The organism is Vicinamibacterales bacterium (assembly GCA_041659285.1).
Taxonomy (GTDB): Bacteria; Acidobacteriota; Vicinamibacteria; order Vicinamibacterales; family UBA2999; genus 12-FULL-67-14b.
In genome coordinates, this window is sequence record JBAZYO010000009.1 from 1 (window position 1) to 18,264 (window position 18,264).

General features: G+C 63.5%; 15 protein-coding genes. 4 read left to right on the plus strand and 11 right to left on the minus strand.

Going from position 1 to position 18,264, the window contains the following annotated elements; translation table 11 throughout:
• Nucleotides 1–37: 37 nt before the first annotated feature.
• The 7 genes from WC815_15305 to WC815_15335 form a co-directional block, all read right to left on the minus strand.
• Entirely contained in the window at nucleotides 38–508 is a 471-nt protein-coding gene (locus WC815_15305; GenBank protein ID MFA5910147.1) for a hypothetical protein, read from the minus strand.
• A 219-nt stretch (nucleotides 509–727) separates the two neighbouring features.
• Nucleotides 728–1,555 (minus strand): DUF429 domain-containing protein, encoded by an 828-nt coding sequence (locus tag WC815_15310; GenBank protein ID MFA5910148.1) that lies wholly within the window; start codon nucleotides 1,553–1,555, stop codon nucleotides 728–730.
• Nucleotides 1,556–1,944: 389 nt separating this feature from the next.
• Nucleotides 1,945–2,595 (minus strand): hypothetical protein, encoded by a 651-nt coding sequence (locus tag WC815_15315; protein MFA5910149.1) that lies wholly within the window; start codon nucleotides 2,593–2,595, stop codon nucleotides 1,945–1,947.
• Nucleotides 2,596–2,776: 181 nt separating this feature from the next.
• Nucleotides 2,777–3,694 carry a nucleotidyl transferase AbiEii/AbiGii toxin family protein gene (locus tag WC815_15320; GenBank protein ID MFA5910150.1) on the minus strand — a complete coding sequence of 306 codons (918 nt, stop codon included), beginning with the start codon at nucleotides 3,692–3,694 and terminating at the stop codon, nucleotides 2,777–2,779.
• The gene (locus WC815_15325) at nucleotides 3,691–4,329 is read right to left on the minus strand and encodes a type IV toxin-antitoxin system AbiEi family antitoxin domain-containing protein (protein MFA5910151.1); all 639 of its coding nucleotides are present in this window, start codon (nucleotides 4,327–4,329) and stop codon (nucleotides 3,691–3,693) included. Before WC815_15325 ends, WC815_15320 begins: the two co-directional genes overlap by 4 nt.
• Nucleotides 4,330–4,679: 350 nt before the next feature.
• Nucleotides 4,680–7,136, minus strand: a complete 2,457-nt coding sequence (locus tag WC815_15330; protein MFA5910152.1) for an ABC transporter permease — start codon at nucleotides 7,134–7,136, stop codon at nucleotides 4,680–4,682.
• 215 nt (nucleotides 7,137–7,351) lie between these two features.
• On the minus strand, nucleotides 7,352–7,693 hold the full coding sequence (locus WC815_15335) for a helix-turn-helix transcriptional regulator (GenBank protein MFA5910153.1): 342 nt from the start codon (nucleotides 7,691–7,693) through the stop codon (nucleotides 7,352–7,354).
• A gap of 92 nt (nucleotides 7,694–7,785) precedes the next feature.
• Here WC815_15335 and WC815_15340 point away from each other — a divergent pair, with 92 nt between their 5' ends.
• Entirely contained in the window at nucleotides 7,786–8,253 is a 468-nt protein-coding gene (locus tag WC815_15340) for a hypothetical protein (protein MFA5910154.1), read from the plus strand.
• Between the two features lie 718 nt (nucleotides 8,254–8,971).
• Here WC815_15340 and WC815_15345 read toward each other — a convergent pair.
• Nucleotides 8,972–9,880, minus strand: a complete 909-nt coding sequence (locus WC815_15345) for a hypothetical protein (GenBank protein MFA5910155.1) — start codon at nucleotides 9,878–9,880, stop codon at nucleotides 8,972–8,974.
• Nucleotides 9,877–10,665, minus strand: a complete 789-nt coding sequence (locus WC815_15350; GenBank protein MFA5910156.1) for a hypothetical protein — start codon at nucleotides 10,663–10,665, stop codon at nucleotides 9,877–9,879. Before WC815_15350 ends, WC815_15345 begins: the two co-directional genes overlap by 4 nt.
• A 653-nt stretch (nucleotides 10,666–11,318) precedes the next feature.
• Between WC815_15350 and WC815_15355 the strand changes: the two genes are divergently transcribed.
• Nucleotides 11,319–12,914 carry a hypothetical protein gene (locus WC815_15355; protein MFA5910157.1) on the plus strand — a complete coding sequence of 532 codons (1,596 nt, stop codon included), beginning with the start codon at nucleotides 11,319–11,321 and terminating at the stop codon, nucleotides 12,912–12,914.
• Nucleotides 12,915–12,931: 17 nt separating this feature from the next.
• On the plus strand, nucleotides 12,932–13,369 hold the full coding sequence (locus WC815_15360; GenBank protein MFA5910158.1) for a peptidase dimerization domain-containing protein: 438 nt from the start codon (nucleotides 12,932–12,934) through the stop codon (nucleotides 13,367–13,369).
• Nucleotides 13,370–13,560: 191 nt separating this feature from the next.
• Here WC815_15360 and WC815_15365 read toward each other — a convergent pair whose 3' ends face one another.
• Entirely contained in the window at nucleotides 13,561–14,874 is a 1,314-nt protein-coding gene (locus WC815_15365; protein ID MFA5910159.1) for a hypothetical protein, read from the minus strand.
• A 243-nt stretch (nucleotides 14,875–15,117) separates the two neighbouring features.
• Between WC815_15365 and WC815_15370 the strand changes: the two genes are divergently transcribed.
• Nucleotides 15,118–16,482: a sulfatase-like hydrolase/transferase gene (locus tag WC815_15370; GenBank protein ID MFA5910160.1), complete on the plus strand. Its 1,365-nt coding sequence runs from the start codon at nucleotides 15,118–15,120 to the stop codon at nucleotides 16,480–16,482.
• On the opposite strand, the gene WC815_15375 is transcribed toward WC815_15370, so the two are convergent.
• Nucleotides 16,459–18,255, minus strand: coding sequence for a glycoside hydrolase family 3 protein (locus WC815_15375; GenBank protein ID MFA5910161.1), 1,797 nt, complete (start codon nucleotides 18,253–18,255; stop codon nucleotides 16,459–16,461). The genes WC815_15370 and WC815_15375 overlap by 24 nt on opposite strands.
• Nucleotides 18,256–18,264 lie beyond the last annotated feature (9 nt).

Sequence of the window (18,264 nt, forward strand, 5' to 3'; positions counted from 1 at the left end):
TGAACAAGATGAAGTCAGGGCAGAAGAACCGAACGTACTAACTAACCCCGAAGGGGCCATTCTCCAGTAACGATTGGTCCGAAGAAACCCGGCAGGTCACATGGGGCGAGAAGAGTTCAAGAGACTGAGAGAACTCTCGCAACAGACATGCATGCTCGAAGTACAGCAGCGCCTTTCGCGCCCGGTCGTCAACCGTCTGTGCCCAGTTGAACGCGATGCCAATTCGATCTTTCAACTCCTCGAGGTTGAAGGAGGCCATGTCCATCAAAGGGATGGCACGCGGCCTGACGAGCTGCTTCGGATTGCCTTCTGAATCTTCGAGATGGCGCAGCGAGGCTGAGAAACGAACACCGTAATGAACAGAGAGCGCCTGGCACAAAAGGTCGACAACATCTTCGCCGCGTTCTATGGCATCTTGAATGGAGTCGGCCTCGACACCCAGACTTAAGTAGTTGTCTTGAAACCGAAGTTCTAGTCCCGCTCCCGGCACCACGAGATTCAGGGCCACCTCTGGTAGCCGGTAAATAGGAAGAGTCCCGTGACTAGCCACTTGGCCAGTCCGTGTATCAATCGATGAACTCGTAACGTTTTGAGAGCCTGCCGGAACGACCACCTTCTTGCCGTCCGGTAATCCGAAGGCCCACGGGGGCGAAACCAGGTAATTGAGTGTGAATCTAGGCATACCAATGCCGAACGATCTGACGCTGCGCCACGAGCGGCGTTTTCGCTACTCTAGTGTGTCAGAAGTCGCGCCGCTCGGTGCCCGCAGCGCCTTGTTAGACAGCAGTGCCACGTTAGGCACCCAAATCACGTGATCCGGTGCGGCGCCAAATTCAGAACGATCGCGTTCGTCCAATGCTGCAACCCATGCTGACAAGAACGCGTCAAGACCATCGTGGGCGGGGCCGCACACAACTTTCCGCAACTCGTGCAGGCTAAACGGCTCTGGCCACCGCGTTAACCTGGACGCTGCCCTGAGTTGGATTTCAACGCCGTTCACGTCAGACTTGTGCGTATCGTTTGCGTTCAGGACTGCCGCCGTAGCTTGTGGGAAGACCTCCAAGCACTCCCATTCGCGCCGCAGTCGCTCGAATAATGCAAACCCAACCAACATCCACAATTGGTTGGCGTGAGGCAGACGGGATTCTTCGCCGCCGGCCTCGAGGTGATGCCGCGCCTTACTCTTGATGTTTTCGAACTCTTCGGCGCTGGGCGTAGTGAAGCAACTAATGCTGCGGTCGTCTAACGCGCATTCGGCTTGCCGCCGCTTGCCACCACTGCTCCTAGGTTCGCTGGGCGCGTCGATGGCGATGCGGCGAATCGTCACACCGAAATATGCTTCGAGCTGACGGAGGTAGGCAGCGGTGTCGTTTGCGAACTTCGCGACGATTTCAGAATTCAAGGTCGCCACATTGCCCGAGCCTCGAGGCGGCGCGGGGGCACGTCGGTCAGCGACCGGAAATGGCACAAGCCGACCATGCATCCAGGTCGCGACGCAGACCGGCAGCCGTTTCCTTTTCGCAAAGGCAACATCAATACCAACGAAGCCATCCATAAATTTCGCTCGCACGCGTCAACGCTCAGGCGAAGGAAGTCCACTCAGCGCCAACCAGCCGTCGCGACAATTCGGCCGAGCATAGTCCATCTGCGGCGACGGCTGCGGCTGGTAGGCCGCTCCTACACTTGCACGTCGCTTGGTATCGGCTGATCCGCAATGAGGCTTGGGAGCAACTTGATACAGACGGTCATCGCGATATAGGCAACTGATTCAAACGTTCTCTGGTTGTGAGGATGCGCCTTCGGGCGCGAGTCACGCGTTGAGAAGTGATGGAGCACGCCGCGGCAGTCCACGAGAAGGTCCAACAGGCCATCGGCATTGAGCGAATAACTTGCGGATGGCAAAGCCGCACGCACTCCTTCCCAATGTTTCGGTTGACCCCGTAATTACTCGGCTGCGGCATCGGCGGCTTTCACGAGTGTCGGCGCGTTTGCAAACTGCTCACGGACTCTATAGTTGGGTCTGCCACCGCCGAATAGTCCTTCAATCATGAAGTAGAAGTTGACGAAGGCTTGTATATATCGAAATCGGCGGAATTCATTCTTGCCTTCCCGGTAGAACGCCAGTGGAACTGTTAGACATTCATGTTTAGCCCTGCGATAGATCAGAGTCTTTACGTAACTGTCGTCGATTGTGGTTGTTGCCGGTGGATACTTCTGTTCAATCCGAAGATTCCAGACCGCCAGCTGAGACTCCTCTGTATCGCTTTCCGGCACCCAGTCGAAGTCGGCACTCTCCCACTTGATCTCGTGCACGCTGCACCAAAAGGCACCGACGGATTCGAAGTACTGCAGGAGGGATAACAAATCCGCATGAAAGGGATTGTCTGGGTACTTGAGAACGATCGGATCGCGAGAGGAATCGTAGATAGGAAGTAGCGGCTTGTAATCATCGACTGTAACTTCAGCAGCAATTGAAATCACCGCACCGCTATCGTCGGCCTCGAAGGAGATGAGATATGGAGGCCAGGACACTCTGAGGGGAGAGCTTGCAATACGAGTATCGCCAGCGAATTGTGCCGTGACTCGGAATTTCATACTTCCAGCTTAGGCCCTTTGCGTTGGCTGTCCAAAGCAGGCCGATCAAATCATCGGGTGACAGGAGATCACGGGTAGACTGCGTCCTGACAAATGCGTCGGGCGGGCAATGAACCGGAACGGCAAGCGTTGCGAGCGAACCCTTGAAGCGCCCTAGCCACTCACGGAGAATCGTCCGCCGCTAGGCCGATATCCAAGGACCGCCAGGTTCCCACCGCCGGCGCCATCGGACACCTCTCGCTGCCGCCTGCAGGACGGGCCACAGGAATGCTCCGAGCAGCCCGATCGCATCGGATAGTTCGGCCCGCTCCGCTCCCGGGATGCGACCGACGAACGCGTCCCATTGCTGACGCTTCTGCGGGTCTTCGCTGAACTCGTTCGTCAGGCCGAGTGGCATCTCCAAAGGGAGAGCGGTCTGTCGTCGTTCGAAAGTCGCGGCGAGCGCGAGACGCAGGGTCTCACCGTCGAACGGCTTGGTCATCGCGAGCCCTCGAATATCGAAGAAGTCCTTCATCCGGCTGTTCGCCAGGCCGAGACGAATCATCGCTTCGGTCTTTTCGGCGATGGACGTCTCCGCCCTGTAGACACGTAGCCGAGCGCGCGGAAGGTCAAGCAGACCCGGATAGTCAATTGTGTCCGGCGGCGGCACAACGGCATCGCCCGCTCCGACGTCCACCTGCAGTGGGATGCGGACCTTGCCCAGCAGCGCCATCAAGGTGATGCGCATTCCGCCGTACTCCTGCCCCTCGCGAATCGCCTCAACGCGAACCGTTTCGGTCACGAACGTGAGGCCGTCGTCGGGCGCCTCGACTTGGCATATGGCAGCGAAAATGCTCTGGAGCGCCTCGGCGGACGTGTCGCCGAAACCAAGTAGATCGATGTCTTTGGTTGGTCGGATGGCGTCGCCCATCCACACGAGCAGCATTGCTGCACCTTTGAGAATGAAGCGGTCCGCAAACTCCGACTTCGCAAGGCGGTACAACAAGCGTTCACCTCCGAAGCGCGCGAGCGTGAGCTGGTGCTCGACGTTGAGGTCACGGCTGCGCTGGAGGAGGCGCGCTTGGACAGACGCAGAGATGTTCTTCGGCTCGCGTTTCACAGCACCACCGTTTCTAGATAGGGCTGCATGACTCGATTCACCCGCAGACGCTTTGCTATTCGATGGAGCTCGTCGAGGTTGAGGCGCTTGCTTCGCCACGCTTCGGTAAGCGCTTCGAGCGCCACGTCGAGGCCGATCGTGTTCCGGAATCTGAAACAGTCCGCGACTGTGCGGGCGACATTGTAGACGTTCACGGCTTGGCCCTCGATGCGATGCACGGCCCGGCCAAGATCGAACAGCGCGGGTGAGATGTTGACCACACGGAGGGGTGGGGTCTGGAGCCGAGGGACGCGCGTTCCGCGCGGAACGGCGATCCAGACCTGGTGCGGAAGCTGGGTTCCGATGCCGTGGAAACGGAGCGCTGATACCAGGCACACGACGGAACTTGGGACGGCACTGGTTGCAATCACAAGGTCATGGTGTTCCGAGATCTGCCGCTTCGCAGCCAGCCGATATCGGCCCGGCCCCACCTTCTCAAGTTCACCCGATCTCGCCATCTGGGTCAGCGCCCCGGTATGAATACCGAGTGCGGCGACATCACGAGTCCTGAGAAGGGACTGGGTCCTGGCGAGCTTCAGCACGCGGCTGCGGGTTGCGGCGCGTGGCGTCGGTGTTTTGCTTACACTCATGTTCATCTGTAAGCATATCACCGCATTGGACCTGAGCATCGATCCCGGTCGCGCCGGTAATTGCTCCGGATCGGGAGGGCGCTGGGCGGGTCAAGGGCGCGATAGCGGCGAGCGGAGCGAGCGGACCCTTGACGCGCCCAAGCCCTCCCGCAAAATGACTTCACCGGAGCGACGAGATACGACTGCGCAGCTAAGCTGCTTCGTTCTCTCGAATCTGGGCGTCGATCTGGTCGCGGTGCGCGCGCACATACGCCCACGCGCGCTGGCCAGATCCCCAGCCCGTAGGGCCGGATTCGACCGCAGCAGTTCGGCCTCGCTCGCCCCCGACTGACGAGCCTGCTTGTCCGGGCTGGCCATCACTCCGAGCGAAGGGCGACGACGGGATCGGCACTCGCCGCGTGCCGCGCGGCGGCAAACGCCGCGGTCACTGACACGAGCGTAAAGAAGATTGCGACCACCGCATAGGTCGCCGGGTCGAGCGGCGTGAGGTCGAACAGCATGGCGTCGAACGACCGCGTCAACGCGATCGCACCGGCGACGCCAAGCAACAGGCCGGTGCAGATCAGCACGGCGGCGTCACGCATGATCAAACCCAGCACGCGCCGGGGATGCGCGCCAAGCGCAACGCGGATGCCGATCTCGCGTGTGCGACGCGACACGGCATACGCGACGACTCCATACAAACCAACGGCGGCCAGCGTCGCGGCGATGGCCGCGAAGGTCGCCATCAGCACGGCATAGAACCGGCGCCGTCCAATTGAGCTCGCCACGATCTGATCCATCGTCGCGACGTTGTAGAGGCCTGCGCCAGGCACGAGTCGACGCACGATCTGCCGGATGTCGGCGAGCTGCGACGTTGGCGATCCGCTGCTTTTGACCGCGTAGTACAGCTGCCCACCGCCGCCGACGGCCAAGCCGAACACCTGTGGGTCGGCCGGTTGATCCAGACCAAACTGCCGCACGTCTTCGATGACGCCGACGACCTCGACCAGGCGCTCGCTCGAGTACACCTGCTGGCCGACCGGATCGCTCCCCAGATAACCAGTGCGCGCGAAGGCGCGATTGATCAGGATTTCACGCTGGCCCGAGGACTGCCCTTCCGATGACAGTCCTCGACCGGCAATGATGCGCACGCCAAGCGCATCGAGAAAATCGCGGCTGACAATGCGGCTCTCGGGAAACTCCGGCGTCGGTGACGATCCAGGCGCGGGAGGTCGCGGTGGTCCGGGCGTCCTGCTGATTGGCGAGATGAAGGCGTTCTGCACCATCGGCAGCGAGCTCGAGTACCCAGCCGCGCGAACGCGGGGCAGCCGCTGCACTTCCGTGACGAATTCTTCGGCAAACGTCGGCGGCCCCATGTCGTCCGGAAACAGCACTTGAAACGTCAGAAGATCGCTCGGGTCGTACCCTGGATCGATCGACGACAGCTTCGCGAAGCTGTGAATCTGCAGGCCTGCCGCCACGAGCAACGCCATCGCCATCGCCATCTGCCCCACGATCAAGACGCCCTGGATCGGACTGCGTCCCGACATGCCGAAACGGCTCGTGCTGTCGCTCCGTAGAAGATCCATCGCGTTCGATTGCGACTGGGCGATCGCGGGGATCAGTCCAAACGCCACGCCTGCGAAAGCCGAGACGATCAACGTGAAGGCCAGGACGAACACGTCGACGCGCACTTCTTCGAGGCGCGGAATGCTCAACGCTGGGCCAAGATCCCGGCGCGTCAGTCCAACGCCGATGATCTGGAGGATCTCGATCATTCCCATCGCGAGCACGATGCCGGCGATCCCTCCGACGACGGCGAGCAGCACGCTTTCGGTCAATGCCTGGCGAACCAGCCGGAATCGCCCCGCACCAAGTGCCCTGCGCACCGAGATCTCTCGCGCCCGGCCGACCGCACGTGCGAGGAGCAGATTCGCCACGTTGGTGCACGCGATCAACAAGACGAGACCCACGGCGATCATCAGCACCGTCAACGCAGGTCTCACCGGCGCGGACAACGCGTCCTGCGCATGAACGACCGCGAAACGGTGAAGACCGTCGATCGATCCCTGGCCGGATGACGACTGAGGTCTCAGACCCGAGAGAAGGCTATTGATCTCGTCCTGCGCCGTCTGAAGTGAGACGCCATCCCGCAGGCGCGCCAGCACCGGCCATCGTCCCCCCACGACCGGGCCCAGAACGAAGGGGGTCCAGACCTCCGTTTGTCGATCAGGAAAATAGAAGTCTTCGCGCATGACGCCGGCGACGCTGAAGGACTCGCCGTCGACAACCAGGCGCCGAGTCAGGATCTCCGGGTCGGCATGAAAGTACTGGTGCCATGCACCGAAGCTCAGAATGACCGATGGTTCCGCACCCAACGTCTCTTCGTCCGCGCGAAAGCGACGTCCGAGGAGCGGCTGCGCGTGCAACATGTCGAAGATCGCGGGCGACACGCGTGCGCCGGCAATCCGCACGGTCTCTGCCTGCCCAACCAGCGTGTGCGTGCTCCGCGCATGAATGCCGGCATGCGAGAGGGTACTTGAACGCGCGCGCAGCTCGGGCACGTCAGCCGCCTCAATCGCGCTCGTCGCGCCAGCCTGGCCGCCGCCGACGCCCCTCGGCAGACGCTCCGCGATTCGCACGAGGCGATCCGCGCCTTCGTACGGAAGCGATCGCAGCAGCAGGACGTTGACGATGCTGAAGATGGCCGTCGTGCAGCCGATACCGAGCGAGAGCGTGAGAACAGCGGCCAGGCTGGAGCCAGGATTGCGGCGGCACATTCGTCCGGCATGGCGAATGTCCAGGCCGAAGTCGGCGGCCCAGCGCGACACCGAACTCGTCTCGTGGCGGCTCGTCGGAACTGACGAAAGGACCTTGCCTCGGGCGCGTTCAGCGATCGCGGCGATGAGGACCCCAACCAGCTCGCGCCATATCCACAACGCGGCACGGACTGGAGAACGCGGGTGGCGTTGGCGCGCACACTCCTCGAAGTCGCCAAGGATGCTCTCGGCGAGATCGCGACCGATCAGGCGACGCAACAGCCAGCTCATCGGATAGGCCCGAAAGCGTCGAGGTCCTTCCAGAGTTGCACGAGCGCCCTCCGCGACGCTTGGAGTGCGGCCATGCCCCGCTTCGTCACCGAGTAGCACCGCTTCGTCCGTCCGCCACGTTGCGGGGTTGGCGCGCTCTCAAAGGATTCGAGCAGGCCCTTCTTCTCGAGTCGATCGAGCGTCATGTAGACCGCCCCACGCGCGATCCGGCGCTCCGTGCGCGCGACGAGCTCGTCGAACACGGTCGTGCCATAGGCGCCGGCGTCCATCTGATCGGCCTGCAAGACGGCCAGCAACACGAGTTGCTCGAACTCACCGAGATACCCGGGGTCAGCCATTCAGCGGACGATACACTAACAATGTTGGACAAATCAATCGTACTTCCCTACAATGCGCGCGTTGTCGGCAAAACGTTCGCGATCGTACGGAGGTGACCGTGACACACCGCGCCGCTCTTCTCTTCATCGTGTTCGCGTTGGCGCTGCCCGATCCGATGCGCGCCGACCAGACCAAGAAGCCCGCAACCGGCGTGTCCGGCACGTGGTCGCTGATCGCGACGCACAAGGGGCCCCCCGGCATGCCGGATGGTGTTTCTTTTCGCGCCACAGTCACCTTCAAGCTCGGCGACGTGATGGAGGAATCCAAACCGGTTCCGTTCGACGGCTACGTGACGTTCCAGGACCGCAGCGAAGGGGCGTTCATGGGTTTTGCAAGTAACAAGGCGGTGACGTTCACGACCGTCCTGAAGAACCCCAAGCGTCCCGGCGTGACGCAGATTGCCGACTTCACCGGCACGCTCGACGCGGACGGAACGATCAAGGGCCACGTGATGCGCATCTCCACGGGACCGGGCACGTATATGCGTGGGGACGCAACTTTCGTGGCGACACGGCGCTGATTCGCGGACAGGCGAGCGTCAGTCGGGCGCATTGGCGCGGGCATACGCTACGGCGTTGAAGATGTTCCTGTCGGGTTCGACTCATGCCGCACTCGCCTACGGCTTCGCGCTAGCGGCTTCGGACCCCTTCGCCAAGCACAATTGGCCGCCATTTTCGGGCCCGACTTGTGCAGAACGATTCGCCCACATTGTTCGGGCGCGTCGGGCAGTTTGACTGACCAGAGAGACGCTCATCGACTACCTCGAAGCTGGGCAGCCGCTCTCCGAATTCCTGGAAGACTTCCTACTGTGTCAAGCGAACAGGCTGTCGCTGCATTGGAGGAGCCAAGTGCGCTCGCTGAGTTGCACCCGGTGATGCCAACCCGCGACGCGGACGCGCTGCGAGCGTCTGGTAGACATCGGGTCGGCCTTGCGCGGGGCCTGACGCTGGGTCTCGAATTTCCGCTGCGGCGCGCCACGATCTTGGTCTAAGTGCGAACCAGAACTGGGTCACGACATTGGCCCACCTCCGGGCCGCGTCAGTGACACGACTGCGGTCATCGGGAACCGTGGCGTGAACGACCCCGGAACGGGGCGCGGGACGTGTTCTCGCGCGCCAGGTGGGGTCGTTCACGCCACGGTTCCTTGCCATCACAACTCGGTTCCGCGGCCAGGGCGGCATAGAACGCCGCCCTTTCGAACGTGGCGCGTCGGCTCGCATGTCATTGACAGGATTGCGCTAACGAGCATCCATCAAGCGGCGCCAATCGCGTGCACAGCCTGCCGGATCATCAGCGTCGTATTCGACTTGAGGGGGTTGAGGACGTGCAGGGGTGTGTTCCCCCCTGCGTTCCCCCTCCTCAACCCCTTTGGTAATCGGACGCGCGAGCTTGGTCAGCGGCGAGAGATGTCGATACGAGACCGGCAAGACCTCAGACTCGATGCGCCCTGTTACCGGTGACTGTGACTTCGCTAACTCGTCCCGCACGACTGCTTCGAGCGACGACGTCAGAGGCGCAACAGACGGCGGCAATACTAGCCGCACAGTCGATATAGGGAGCGCTCTCAATAGCTCCGCGTGACGTTGAAGGAATGCCTTGAGATCATCCGTGAGAGAACTCGCAGCCAGGAACACAAAGACGATTTGCCCAGCCGGGCTTACACCGATCGGCAGGTGATCCGGGAAGTAGCGGCGCCTCCCGGCGACCATTTGCTGGGGCCACCGACTCATGTCCGATGAGGCATCACTGCTGAAGTAAGCGACCTTGTCTGTAGCCGTCGCAAGCCAGTCCAAATCGGGGTGCGAGATGACCGCATCCAGAAGCATCAGACGCTCGATGACGCGAGATGCCGCCACGGGTTTCCGGTTGCGGCTGTGCGGCACACCAATCGCGCGATAGAGAGGCTGGTGCCGCACGTGATAGACCGCCGCGCGGTTGTGGACGCAGCGACACCTTACGGCGTACCGAAGGCTCACCAGCTTATTGAAGAACACGTTGACCTTGTGCCCGTAGGCCGTGCCGGCAAGCCTCGCATACTGCCTCGGCAGACAGACGCCACCATGCAGCATGACGGTCACGAGGAAGCGTGCTTGGCGTGTCGTGAAACCAAACTCTGATACCGCATGAACGCGCTCGTTGAAGGTCATCTCAACAGCTCCTCAGCGAGGCGCGGATCCGGCGATCGTCCTCCTCCGCTGCGCGCCGAGCCTGCGCCGTAACACGTGAATCCAGACTGCGCGGCGGCCGATCCGTGCGCTCCGCGATAGTGGATGGTGAGCACCTCCACATCCTCGTGTTCGCGGCCCCCGTCGACATCCTCGTACTCAATTCGAACGTCCGGAAAGTGCACCTGATCATCGAAGTACGGCAGGTCATGCGCCAGTGCCCACGCGCGGATGTCCTCCTCGTCGCGATCGGGATGCCCGTCGTAGTTGTCACGGTCGGCGTCGTGCTCGTGCAGCCACTTCTGATAATCGCGCTTCAGCTCGTAATCTAGGACGACCCGATCGATACGGGCACCCTGGTGCTCCAGGCGACCGGCGACGTGAAGGTACGCGTCATAGACCTGCGAGTCATGTTCGAGCTCACGCGTCCGTTTGAGGCCCGCGTAGAAGGTCTGGCGGCCACCCTGGTCAGGATCGCGATGCCGCTCCAGAAGCTCCCGGCCGCACTTCGTGAGGACCACGGCATGGTCGCGGTGGCCAGGAATCCGAACGGTCTCGACCAGACCTTGCTCGCGAAGATTTCGCAGGTCGCCAGATCGCGGATCGGCCGGACGGCCAGAGTCATCACGCAGCCGACTGGCTGGCACAACCCGGAACGCTCCGACAGTCGAAAGCGTGCGCGTCTCCGAGCCCCTCAAGCTGTATTGGCGGTCGCGGTCTCTGACGAGCTCTCGGTCCTCACCGCGGGGCAAGTCGAGATCGCGCATAAATGCATCGCGAGGATCGCCAACGTCTCGACCGTCCCGGTCGCGTGAGTCGTAGTCGCGGGGATCAAAATCCACGGGTCCGCCCTTCTGTTCTAAGGTCGAGTTGTCAGTCGTCTGTGGATGAAAACTGACTGACAAATGACTGACAATCGGTGGCGGTTGGGGGTAGAGTCGGGTTGACTCAGGTTGTCGAAAACCCTAGAAAAAACCGGGGCAGCGGTCTTATGCTGCCCCGTGCGGTCGCCTTTTTTCGCCCTACGAACCAGGAGGTCGCATGTTCGAATCATGCTGGGCGCACCATTCGATTCACCTCCAGGTTGCCTAACGGCAAGCCGAAGGTTTACTCATGGCAAGCCATTCGACTGCAATCGAATGTCCTGAGCGAGTGAGGTCCGAGGCTTCCGAGGACCGAACGAGTCGAAGGGCAACCTTCTTTCCCACTCCGTTTCCCACTCCGTTTCCCACATCAATTCAGCCACGCGGGCCTCGTGCCTCGGCTCCGCTGATCGTGCATAATTCGGAGCATGACGCCTCAGCACGCAAAGGCACTCTTCACAGCAGCAGCGGTCGTCCTGACGACGGTCGTCGCTCTCGCTAGTCAGGCAGGCGGCCAGAAACCTCCAGCCGGGACACCAGCGACGATTCCACCTTCAGTGGTCGCCGCGGCGGAGAAGATCGCCAGCGATCCGCAAGTCATGGCGCTGGTCAAAGATCAGAGCACGGATGCGGCGGCCAAGGCACGATGGAATCAGTTCCTGGAACTGGTTCGCATCCCCTCGCCGTCGCGCGAGGAGCATCTGAAGGCGGCCGAGATTCATCGGCGGCTGGTGGGGGAATGGGGGTTCTCTCGGTCCGAAGTGATGACGCGCGCCGATGGGATCATCGAAGCCAGCGATACGAACATCGTCGATGGCCTGCCGGTCTACAACGCGTGCGTGGTGATCAAGGGGTCGTACTCGGGTCGCGCTGACGCGCAGCACTACAAGGGCCAGTTCCCCAAGGTGCTCGTCGAAGGGCACATCGACGTCGTCAACCCCGAAGAACTGCCGAAGGCGGGTGACCCATCCATCCGTATCAAGCTGCAGCCGTACGCACAGCCGGTGGTCGCAACGCCTGAGGAGCTGGCCGCAATCCCCGACGAGCTGTCATTCGACGCTCGCGGCCGCGTCGTCGAGAACGACAAGTACGCAACGGCCAGCCAGGTCTTCGCCAATGCGAAAGAAGCCGAAGCCGGCGGAGGCGTGCGCATCTACGTGCCCGGTTACGGCGACATGATGCCGAGCACCTCAAACGCATTCATCCTCGCGGCCGCGATGAAAAAACACAAGATCCAGCCGGTCTACGACATCTGGATCTGCGGCACCGCCGGTGAAGAGGGCAAGGGCAATCTGGCGGGCGTCAAGCAGCTCTACGGCTTCGACCAGAAGGCCGGCACCGGATCCAATCCCCTCAACATCGTCGCCAACTTCGGCCTCGAGGGCGGCGGTACCGTCAACTTCATCGGCAGCTACCGTTTCGAGATGAAGTTCAAGGCGCCTCTGCCCCGCGGAGGCGGGAAGAGTCCAAGTGCGCCCGAGGCAATGGCCGCCGCAATCGCGAAGATTGCCGACGTCAAGACCCCCTCGGATCTCCGGGAAGGCGCGCCGCGCACCACCTACACCGTCGGCCGCGCGAGCTGCGAGCCACCGCCGGCCGGCGCCACGGTCGTGCCGAGTTGCTCGCTCGAGGTTGACATGCGTTCGACGCGCAAGGAACCGCTCGACGAGATGCGCCAGACGATCGAGCCCATGTTCCAGGCGGGCGCGTCGGCGGAGAACGCCAGGTATGGGCGCAAAGATGGCTCCCCGGAAGGGATCACCTTGGAGCTGATGTGGTATGGCTTGCGGCCGGCGTTCGTGGCAGACAGCGTCGATAACGTGGCTGTGCATGCGGGCCTTCAATCGGGCATCCAACTGGGGGTTCTCACGTCTCCGATGGTCGGCACGGGATCCGGTAGCTTGAACGACAACGTGCCAGCCAACACCGGCATCCCGACCTATCAATTCAGCTTGGCCTCCTCGGCCGCCGGCGCCGGCGGACATGCGTTCTGGGAGTGGGGGACTCGAGGCGCGCCTGCGACGGAGGTCGCCCGCATGCACCGCGTGCTCACGGCAGCGTTGATCGTGTCGGGGTTCCACGCTGCGGACGGAACCGTCGTGCAGCCCTCGATCGGCCCGATTGGCAAGCGGACCCGCGAAGTCGCCCGATAACAGTGGAGCCTCACATCATGAAGCGTTTGATCCTTTCCATCGCATTCGCCGCCGCTGTCGCCGCCGCCGGGACGCCCGCCTTCGCCCAGCAGTCGGGAGGGTTGCGCGTCGAGTTCCAGGGACCTGGGGGCCATAGTTCCGGCGCCTATGGGCGCGTCAGCGCCCTGCACGCCGCCGCTCGTGCGGTCATCCTGATCCAACAGGCACTGCCCTCCGGCAGTTACCAGATCACGAACCTGACCGGCGGGAACTCGGTCAATTCGATCGCGTCCGACGGTCTCATCGAGCTGAAGCTGACCGCCGCCAATGCCGCCGCATACAAGGCGCTGGTGGAGGCGGTAACGAAAGCGGCGGCTGAAGGCGCCGCCGCTGAGAATGCGTTTCGAGGCGTGAAGGCCGGAGACCTGACGAGCGGAGCGCCTGCGACGGTCCGGTCTGTCGTCACGCCGCTCTGAAGCAGGGCTGTTGTGATGGATTTGCGGCAAGGCACCAGGACAAACTCATTTTCGACTGGCGAATCGGTGAGCTCAGAGTGCGGAATCGCCTCTCACGGTCCTGACGGCCGCGAGAAATGGGATCGAAGGCGCTGGCCGCCAGTCGCGGCCAGCGCTTCGGTTGCAGTGCGGGTGCGACCCGCGGTCAGGCGTCAGTGTGGGATGTTACGAATGAAATTGCGCAGCCTCTGTGGACCGTTGGTCTCCCAGAAGTTGACGTAGGTGCGCAGGGCCAGCGGCATCACCGCTCCTTCATCACCGGGCCGGAGCCCGTTGAGGAACGTATTCGTCGGCACTTCGTAGACCACGTCCAGCATGGTGTCGCGATGGGCGGCGAACCCCTTGTAGGTGGCGAAGTCGAGTGCCGCGTCGCGCTGGGCATGGCACGAACGGCAGGTCGGGCCGATCACGTCTCGATAGATCGCCGCCGAGCCGGCCGGGATGCCGAGTGCCTCCGATGGCCGCCATCCTCTGGGCACGAACGAGTCATCGAACGTGTCGTTCGGGAGGGTGGGACCGCCGTACCAGCCGTTGATCAGCTCGACCGGAGCGATTTGACGCCTCAGTCCGGACACCTCGTCCAAGGTCCGGGCCTGCGTGTGATGATCGCGCACCGCAGCGTTGAAGTTCTTGAACGCCGGTTCCTGGGCGGTGCGTCCGTACCTCGGATCCGTGCCGAAGACCAAGGTGCCCACGTCCCACGGCAGGAAGCGCGCCCCGGTGTCGCCCTTGTTGGGATAGATCCCGCCGACCACCGGCTGCGGCTTCCCGCCATGACAGACGAGGCAGACGCCCGGGTTGGCCTTGTCGCCGCGGCCATCGAGATTGATGTTTGCGATTTCGGTGCGCTGGCCGTTCCCGCCGAACGTGTAGAACGTCACGCGCTTCTCTCCGTTCGGTTCGTCATCGGGGGCCACATACTCCATGGCCACCGTCGCGAGCAGTCCCTTCCGTCGCGTCGATGCGTTATCGAGAATCTGGTCCTCGTCGGCTAAATCCGCATCAAAGAACTGCTGCGCATCGTCCCCGTAGTTCTCCACGTAGGACGCCAGGGCTCCGTCGGCATTACGCCGCAAATACATGCGGCGTCCGAAGCCCAGGTCAGCTGCGTTCTGGTAGACGGCCATCGCATCGGTCTGGATGTTCTCGTCGCCGGTGGATGCAAGCGTGCCGGGTCCAAACGCGCTAGTCGAGGATGCCAGAAATCCATTCACCACCAGCCAATCCTTGAGGTTCGTGCGCTTGCCGTATGGATCCACCGCGTCGTAGTAGGCCTTCCCGGTGTCGAAATTTTCCGTGTTCCAGGATTCGAGGAACCGGAGGAAGACGTTCTCGCCCGCCGGCGCGGGCAACAGAGGGGTCAAGGTGCCGGACTGGGCCTTGACCGACGGCAACCAGAGCCCCAGGACCGCCAGCGCCACTGCCAGGCTCATCACGCCTGCGACGCGCACCAGATTGCTACGCATGCTCAACCTCACTTTCACGAACGGGTTGACGGAGAGTGCGGGCGCATTGTCGTGGATTCGCAGGCGGGTGAACGGGATCGGCTGCACGGTTCGTTGAGCGGAACTGCCGAAACAGGCACGAACCCGCATTAGTGGGTCCGCCGAGGCGCAATCGGGTCTGCGCCCTTATCTCTGGCTTAAGCACGAACCGCCGTCGTCGTGTACGATGCGCCCGTCGTCAACAACTTCATCGAGGGGGTGATCGTGCGTAGGCTTGCCGTCAGTCTGGTCGTCACCGCGGTGTCCGCCATCGCGCTGTGGGCCCAGCCGCAAGGCGGCGGCACCGCGCGTCCGAACGTCGTCCTCATCATCACGGACGATGTGGGATACGGCGATATCGGCAGCTACGGCGCCCCCGACATCAAGACGCCCAACATCGACGGCCTCGCCAAGGCCGGCACGCGGCTCACCGACTTCTACGCCAACGGCCCCACCTGCACGCCGACCCGCGCCGGCCTGATCAGCGGGCGCTACCAGCAGCGGTTCGCGCTCGAGCGCCCGATCACCGGCGTGGCCGCCGACGGCGAGATGGGGCTATCCCCGACCGGCCGGTCCCTGCCCCAACTGCTCCGCAACAACGGCTACGCCACCGCGCTCGTCGGCAAGTGGCATCTGGGTTACAAGCCGCAATTCAGCCCGCACGCCCACGGCTTCGACGCGTTCTTCGGCTTCAAGAGCGGCTTTCTCGATTACTACCAGCACACCGATGGCGACGGCGCGCCTGACCTGTTCGAGAATGACGAGCCGACCGTGGCGACGGGATACCTGACGGACCTCATCACCGAGCACTCGGTGAAGTTCATCACCGAGAACGCGCGGAAGCCCTTCTTTCTCGAAGTGGCCTATAACGCCGCCCATTGGCCCTACCAGGTGCCGGACCATCCGACACGGGCGGCCAACAACGGACGCCACGTGCAGCCGTTCGACCAGGACCCCAGCACCCGCGCCGACTACGTGAAGATCCTCGAACGGGCGGATCAAGGCGTCGGCCACATCCTGCAGGCGCTGGACCGGCTGGGCCTCGCGTCCAACACGCTGGTGATCTTCACGAACGACAACGGCGGTGAGTGGCTCTCGCGCGGCGCGCCGTTGTTCCACCGCAAGGGCTCATTGTGGGAAGGCGGCATCCGCGTGCCCACCATCGTCCGCTGGCCCGGCCGCGTGCCGGCTGGCCGTGTCTCGCCGCAAGTCGGCATCACCATGGATCTGAGCGCCTCGATCCTGGCCGCCACCAACACGGCGGTCCCGCCGGATGCGCGCCTGGAGGGCATCAACCTGCTTCCCATCCTCGAGGGGCGGGCGCCGGCAGCGGAACGCACGCTGTTCTGGCGCGTCAGGGCGGGAGGGCTCGATCAGCGCGCGGTGCGCAGCGGAGACTGGAAGCTGCTGCGCGACGGCGCTGCCCGGGTCCTGTTGTTCGATGTTCGCAAGGATGTGTCGGAGCGCGACGACCTGGCGCCGTCCAACACCGCCATCGTCCGGCGCCTGCATCAACTCCTGTCGGGATGGGAGAACGACGTGGACCAGGAAGCCAAGGCCGGCGGGTCAGCGCGTCAGCCCGTGCCCTAACGGGTAAAGTCCAGGCAGCGCGATCGGCAGCTTGCCGCCGATCGGAATCTCCCCCGCCAGCGAGCGCACCGCGGCGCGCTCGGCGCCGTCGGAGAAGTCATAGGTCAGCAGCATCGCCGGCAATTCGGGAATGCCCATCGCCGTGTACGGATTGCCGAACAACACGGAGACGAACGGCTGGTTGCGGCGCTCGCTGGCGCGCGCGAGGTCCTTGAGGAACTGCTCAACCTGCGGCGCCAGGTCCAATCGCCCGCTCCCGGACGAGGCCCGCACGAAGATGCCGGCGACCACCGCGTCGTACTTCGCCGCCAGCGCGCGGACCAGGTCGAGTTCCGACGGCGTCGTCCGATCCGAGATCTCGAACGCCTCGGTGGCCGCCCACCTCGCGCGCAACTCCGGAATCATCGTCCGGCTGGGCGCCGCGATGCGCCAGCCCGATGGGTAGTCGAGGACCGACAGGTAGAGCACGCTGCCGTTCCTCGGCGTTGGCAGCGGCACCATCGCCCGCTCGTCCTTGATCAGCGTGAGGGCGCGATCGCTCACGGTTTGCGCGATGGCTTCGTGCTTGCGCCCGCCGACCGACAGTGGCGCCGACTCGATGTTGACCGTGCGCGCGCGGTGCAGCCCGAGCCGGGCCTTCGCTTCGAGGATGCGCCGCACCGAGCGCTCAACCTGCGCGCGCGGAATGGTGCCGTCTCTCACCGCCGCGGCCAGCGCGAGGGCGGCGACCGCCGAATCGGGCGAGTCGAGCACCACGTCGATGCCTGCCTGCACGGCGCGCACCGCGGCCTCACCCGGCGAGGCCATCTTCGTGATCGCCTGCATCTTCATCGAGTCGGTGTAGATCAGGCCGGTGAACCGCATCTGCTCTCGCAGGAGGCCGCCGATCACGGTGGGGCTGAACGTGGCTGGGCGCTTCTCCGGATCGATCGCCGGCATTTCCATGTGCGCCACCATCACGCCGGCGGCGCCGGCGGCCACGCCGCCCTGGAACGGCGGCAGCTCCACGGCGTCGAGCCGGGCCCGCGGGTGCGCGACCAGTGGCAACCCGAGGTGCGAGTCCACGTCGGTGTCGCCGTGACCGGGAAAGTGCTTGAGGGTGGCGAGCATGCCGGCGTCTTGCAGCCCCTTCACCCAGCTCGACACCATGGCGCCCACGCGCGCCGGATCCTCGCCGAACGATCGGATGTTGATGACCGGGTTGCGCGGGTTGTTGTTGACGTCGGCCACGGGACCGAAGTCGACGTGCACGCCGATCGCGCGGCTCTCGATCCCCACCACCTTGCCCGCCTCGTACGCGAGTTGCGGATCGCCGGTGGCGCCAAACGCCATCGCGCGCGGGAACTTCGTGGCGCCGGCAATGCGCATGGCGACGCCCCATTCGAAGTCCGAGGTGGTCAGAAGCGGCAACGACGAGATCGACTGCAAGCGGTTGAAGAGCGACGCCACCTCGAGCGGCTGCCCCAGGATCACCGGCCCGTAGGTGTTGTTGAGCATCACGTTCGGCACCGGCTCGGTGCCGCCAAATGCGATCAGTCCCCCGATGTGGGACTCGTGCACCAGCTTGACCAGCGCCTCGTATTGGTCGGTGTCGCTACTGAGGTAGGTGGAGTTGAGCGGGGCGAAGATCATCTGGCCCACGAGCTGCTCGAGGGTCAGCTTCTTGAGCGTCGCCTCCACCCACTGCTGGGCAGCCTTGTCGAGGGCCGGCTGGGCGGCCGGGCCGCTGCTCGCCAGCAGCAGGACCGCCATCACGGGCAGCAGCCGTTTCATCGCCCACCA

What these genes read in the sequence shown, in the direction of transcription:
- WC815_15310 (MFA5910148.1), bottom strand. Translation starts at nt 1,555, where the DNA reads ATGGATGGCTTCGTTGGTATTGATGTTGCCTTTGCGAAAAGGAAACGG.
- WC815_15315 (MFA5910149.1), bottom strand. Translation starts at nt 2,595, where the DNA reads ATGAAATTCCGAGTCACGGCACAATTCGCTGGCGATACTCGTATTGCA.
- WC815_15325 (MFA5910151.1), bottom strand. Translation starts at nt 4,329, where the DNA reads ATGAACATGAGTGTAAGCAAAACACCGACGCCACGCGCCGCAACCCGC.
- WC815_15335 (MFA5910153.1), bottom strand. Translation starts at nt 7,693, where the DNA reads ATGGCTGACCCCGGGTATCTCGGTGAGTTCGAGCAACTCGTGTTGCTG.
- WC815_15345 (MFA5910155.1), bottom strand. Translation starts at nt 9,880, where the DNA reads ATGACCTTCAACGAGCGCGTTCATGCGGTATCAGAGTTTGGTTTCACG.
- WC815_15350 (MFA5910156.1), bottom strand. Translation starts at nt 10,665, where the DNA reads ATGCGCGATCTCGACTTGCCCCGCGGTGAGGACCGAGAGCTCGTCAGA.
- WC815_15360 (MFA5910158.1), top strand. Translation starts at nt 12,932, where the DNA reads ATGAAGCGTTTGATCCTTTCCATCGCATTCGCCGCCGCTGTCGCCGCC.
- WC815_15365 (MFA5910159.1), bottom strand. Translation starts at nt 14,874, where the DNA reads ATGCGTAGCAATCTGGTGCGCGTCGCAGGCGTGATGAGCCTGGCAGTG.
- WC815_15375 (MFA5910161.1), bottom strand. Translation starts at nt 18,255, where the DNA reads ATGAAACGGCTGCTGCCCGTGATGGCGGTCCTGCTGCTGGCGAGCAGC.